This is a genomic window from Halorubrum tibetense, from assembly GCF_042661865.1.
In the GTDB taxonomy this organism is placed as follows: domain Archaea; phylum Halobacteriota; class Halobacteria; order Halobacteriales; family Haloferacaceae; genus Halorubrum; species Halorubrum tibetense.
Window position 1 is genome coordinate 1 of the sequence record NZ_JBHSWW010000219.1, and the last position, 4135, is coordinate 4135.

General features: G+C 70.4%; 3 protein-coding genes and 2 pseudogenes. 1 reads left to right on the plus strand and 4 read right to left on the minus strand.

Annotated features, from left to right (window positions below; genetic code table 11):
• Positions 1 to 624, minus strand: a pseudogene (locus tag ACFQEU_RS12230) (hypothetical protein); the annotation flags it as partial.
• Positions 625 to 742: 118 nt separating this feature from the next.
• Between ACFQEU_RS12230 and ACFQEU_RS12235 the strand changes: the two are divergent.
• Complete coding sequence (locus ACFQEU_RS12235; RefSeq protein WP_379782527.1) at positions 743 to 1453, plus strand: helix-turn-helix domain-containing protein; 711 nt, start codon at positions 743 to 745, stop codon at positions 1451 to 1453.
• Between the two features lie 102 nt (positions 1454 to 1555).
• On the opposite strand, the gene ACFQEU_RS12240 is transcribed toward ACFQEU_RS12235, so the two are convergent.
• From ACFQEU_RS12240 to ACFQEU_RS12250, 3 genes and pseudogenes are all read right to left on the minus strand, one after another.
• Positions 1556 to 3244: a cobyric acid synthase gene (locus ACFQEU_RS12240; RefSeq protein WP_379782529.1), complete on the minus strand. Its 1689-nt coding sequence runs from the start codon at positions 3242 to 3244 to the stop codon at positions 1556 to 1558.
• 35 nt (positions 3245 to 3279) lie between these two features.
• Entirely contained in the window at positions 3280 to 4005 is a 726-nt protein-coding gene (locus ACFQEU_RS12245; RefSeq protein ID WP_379782531.1) for a cob(I)yrinic acid a,c-diamide adenosyltransferase, read from the minus strand.
• A pseudogene (locus ACFQEU_RS12250) lies at positions 4002 to 4135 on the minus strand (adenosylcobinamide amidohydrolase); the annotation flags it as partial. The pseudogene ACFQEU_RS12250 and the gene ACFQEU_RS12245, both read right to left, overlap by 4 nt.

Consider the following 4135-nt stretch of genomic DNA (forward strand, 5'->3'; position numbering starts at 1 on the left):
GGCGGCGAGCGCCGCCACGACGACGAGTACGGCGGCGACGTCGCCGGCCGGTACCGTCCCGCTTCCGGGACCGAACCCGCCGAGCGCCGCTACGGCGAGACAGCCGACGAAGGCGGTCGTCCCGAGCTTTCCCCCGAAGCCGTTGAAACCGCGTTTCGCGGCGACGAAGACCCCGGCGGAGACGACACCCGCGGCGCTCACTGCCACGATATCGGCACCGGCAGCGGGCGTCGCCATCCCGACGAACGAGCCACAGTACGCGGGTGCGGCGTACTTCTCGGAGAGCACGTACGCGAAGAGTCCGACGAGCGCGGACGCGACTACCGGCCCGAGCCCGACCTCGATGGAGAGGACGTAGGTGACCGGCGCGCCGGCAGCCACGGCCACCGCGTTGCCGAGATCGGTCCGGGTCACGTCGAACCCGTCGGTGCGGAGCGCCCACCGCGTCTCGCGAGCGGCGACGTAGCCGAGAGGCACCACGACAACGGCGAACAGCGCGGCCCAGCCCGCCAGGTCGCCGCCGCCCACTTCCGTCACTCCGCTGATCGCCGCGATCCCCATGCCCGTTCCGGCACCGGCCAGTGCCAACGCCCCGGCCGCGTGGATGCTTCGGTACACGGTCATCGTTCGGGGCGGCGAACCGATACGGACCGGCCCTCAGTATTGCGGGTGTTCTCGACGGAGTGATTTTGGTACTCGTTCGGGGTCACGGTTTTATGTTCACCGACCCACCCTCCGATCGATGGGAACGCGACCCCGCCCAGTAGATGATCCACCGGCAGACGAGTCCGACGACGTGACGCCGACCGGCGTCCGTGCCGAGCTCGCCCTACACGGACTGAACGGCTGCCCGCTCGCTACCGCGTCGGACACCTCGGACGATCCGATCACCGGGATCAGCTGGTCCCGCGTCGACGGCCGCCACACCGAGGAGTTCCGCGTCCGCGACGACGACTTCGTCGAGCGGGCGGAGATGGACCCCGAGCCCGAGTCGGTTATCGACCTCGGTGCCGAGCGTGTGTATCGCTATGCCCGATCGGACGACCGGGAGTGTGCCTGCCGGATCGTCGAGTCCTTGGACGTCCCCGTCGCCGACACCCGTGCCGAGAACGGGGTGTTGTACGTGACCGTCCATCTCCCGGACCTCGATCGGCTTCGTGACGTGGTCTCGGCGCTGGGCGAGGTCTCGGACCGTGTCGCCGTTCAGTACCTGCTTCAGGGGTCCGGCGGGCCGGATGCGGTCACTGACCGTCAGGTAGTCGATCGCGGTCGACTCACGGAACGACAGCGGGAGGTCCTCCGAACCGCCTACCGAATGGGCTACTTCGAGCGCCCGCGAGACGCCAACGCGAGCGCGGTCGCCGACGCGCTCGACATCGCGCCGTCGACGTTCGCCGAGCATCTCGCCGTCGCGCAGCGAAAGCTGCTCGAGGAGACGCTCACGGAGTGTTGACGCCCGATCGGGGATCGCTTCCGTCTGTCGAGTTCGACCGCCAACCGAGTTCGACCGCCGACCGAGTTCGACCGCCGACCGAGTTCGACCGACATCTCCCGTCTACGGCGAGGAGGCGGACAGGTCGGGAACCCCGAGCGGACCCAGTTTGAGCGCGTCTTCGACGAGGTCCGCCGCTCGGTCGTACGGCGTGTCGGCCGTCGAGCCGGTTCTCTCCGGATCGGCTTCTTCCGAGCGAGTCACCGCTGAGCCGGTCGACGGGCGTGACGTGGCGGCCGCGTCGAACACCGTCTCCACGAACGCCTCGCGAACGCCGCGGTTCTCGAACAGCCCGTGGAGATACGTTCCGAGGATCCGGTCCGTCGCGACGCTTTCGGGACCGATCGGTCGCTCGACAGTCGCCGTCGGGGAGGACCGCCCCATGTGGATCTCGTACCCGGTGGCGGCTCCGGTCGCCCCCGTGATCGGCCCGCCGCCCTCGACCGACCGCGTCACCCGCTCGACACGCTTGTCGGTCGTGAACCGCGTCTCGACCGGAAGCAGCCCCAGTCCGTCGATCGTCGATTGCTCTCCGGTCCCCTCAACGTCGGCACCGGTGATCCGCTCGCCGAGGAGCTGGTAGCCGCCACAGAGCCCGACGATCGGCCCGTCGAACGCCCGGATCGCGTCGTCGAGCCCGGCCGCTCGGAGCGCGAGGAGGTCGTCGACGGTGTTTTTCGACCCCGGGATCACGACCGCGTCGGCGTCGGCGAGGGGTGAGCCGGTGTCGGCGAGGGGTGAGCCGGTGTCGGCGTTGGACGGGTCGGTGTCGGCGTTGGACGGGTCGGTGTCGGCGTTGGACGGGTCGGTGTCGGTGTCGGTGGACGGTTCGACCGGAACGTACGCCACCCGCACCCCGGGTTCACGAACGAGCGGTTCGAGGTCGGTGAAGTTCGAAATGCGCGGCAGCCGCGGGACCGCGATCCGCACGGACTCGGCGTCGGAGACGCCGTCGTCATCGCCGAGGACGGCCCGCTCGGCCCCCGTGGTCGAGCCGTCCACGCTCCCCGCCCGTCCGGGCAACGAGAGGCTGTCCTCCGCGGGAAGTCCGGGGTCGTCGTACGGGACGACGCCGAGCATCGGGACGCCGGTTCGGGACTCGATCTCCTCGATTCCCGGCTCCAGCAGCGAGCGGTCGCCGCGGAACTTCGTGATCACCGCGCCGACGACTCGGTCGCGAACGTCCTCGGGGAGCAGTTCGAGCGTACCATAGAGGCTCGCGAACGCCCCGCCGCGCTCGATGTCGGCGGCGATCACGATCCGCGCGTCGGCGAACCGGGCGCACTCGATGTTCGCGAGGTCGCGGTCGTGGAGGTTGATCTCGGCGATGCTGCCCGCACCCTCCGCGACGACGACGTCGTGGTCGCCCGCCAGCCGACGATGAGCGTCGCGGGCGGCGGTCAGGGCCCGCTCCCAGTGCGACTCGTAGTAGTCGCCGGCGGCGAAATGGCCGACCGCCTCGCCGTCGATCACCAGCTGGCTCTCCCCGTCGCCACGGGGTTTGAGCAGCACGGGGTTCATATCGGTCGTCGACGGGGTTTCCGCCGCGCGGGCCTGGACGTACTGGGAGACGCCGATCTCCCCCCAGTCGCCGTCGGGCGTGAGCGCCACCCGAGCGTTGTTGCTCATGTTCTGGGCCTTGAACGGCGCGACGTCGACGCCGCGACGCGCGAGGAGCCGACAGAGTCCGGCAGCCAGCGTGCTCTTGCCGACGTGGCTCGCGGTGCCCGCGATCAGGATCGTGTCGGTCATCGCGTGGCCGGCCGGTGGGGAGTCGCCGTCATCGCTCAGTACTCCGTCCCTCGCCGAGCCCGGTGACCCGCGTCGAACGGGTGTCTCACCTTCCGGACGTTCGTGATCAGGTCGGCGACCGCCTCCAGATACGTCGGCTCGGCGTGGCTGCCGGTGAGGACGAGCTCGAGACGGTCCGGTTTCGAGCGTGCCAGTTCGACGACCCGATCGGGGTCGACGAGGCCGCGATCGGCGGCGTACAACAGCTCGTCGAGGATCAGCAGGTGGACTCCGTCGTCGGGGTCGGCGTCGAGCGGGATCGGCTCGGTCAGATCTGCCTCGGCCGCCCCGTCGACGAGGGTCTCGGCGCGCTCGAAGGCGGCCGTCGCCTTCGCCGCGTGCTCGTCGTCCGCGGAGCCGTCGAGCAGCCCGTGCCAGCCGTAGTGGCCGGCGTTCTCGTAGGTGAACCCCGGCATCGCGGCGATCGCGTTGTACTCGCCGCGCACCGCGTCGACGCTGTCCGCCCCGCCCTTCATGAACTGAAGCATGTGGACGCGGTAGCCGTGGCCGGCCGCGCGGAACCCCATTCCCATCGCCGCCGTCGTCTTCCCCTTGCCGTCCCCCCACCACGCCTGAACGAGCCCGAACTCGTCGGGCGCGGCGGGGTCGATGGGCTCCGGTTCGGGAGCGGTGCCGCCCCCGGGCGTCGACGGGTGCGGATCGTCGGTGCTCCCGTCCGTCTCCGTGCCAGTGCCGTCGGTGTCGTGTGTCTCGTTCGTCATGGTTCGAATACCTCCGCGGTCTCGTCGGCGACGACGCCGTGTTCGGCCTCGGCGGCCGGTCCGGGGAAGTCGCCGTCCGGGTACCGCGACCGCAGGCTCGCCCGTATCGCGTCCCGGACGCAGATCCGGG

What these genes read in the sequence shown, in the direction of transcription:
- ACFQEU_RS12235 (WP_379782527.1), top strand. Translation starts at nt 743, where the DNA reads ATGGGAACGCGACCCCGCCCAGTAGATGATCCACCGGCAGACGAGTCC.
- ACFQEU_RS12240 (WP_379782529.1), bottom strand. Translation starts at nt 3,244, where the DNA reads ATGACCGACACGATCCTGATCGCGGGCACCGCGAGCCACGTCGGCAAG.
- ACFQEU_RS12245 (WP_379782531.1), bottom strand. Translation starts at nt 4,005, where the DNA reads ATGACGAACGAGACACACGACACCGACGGCACTGGCACGGAGACGGAC.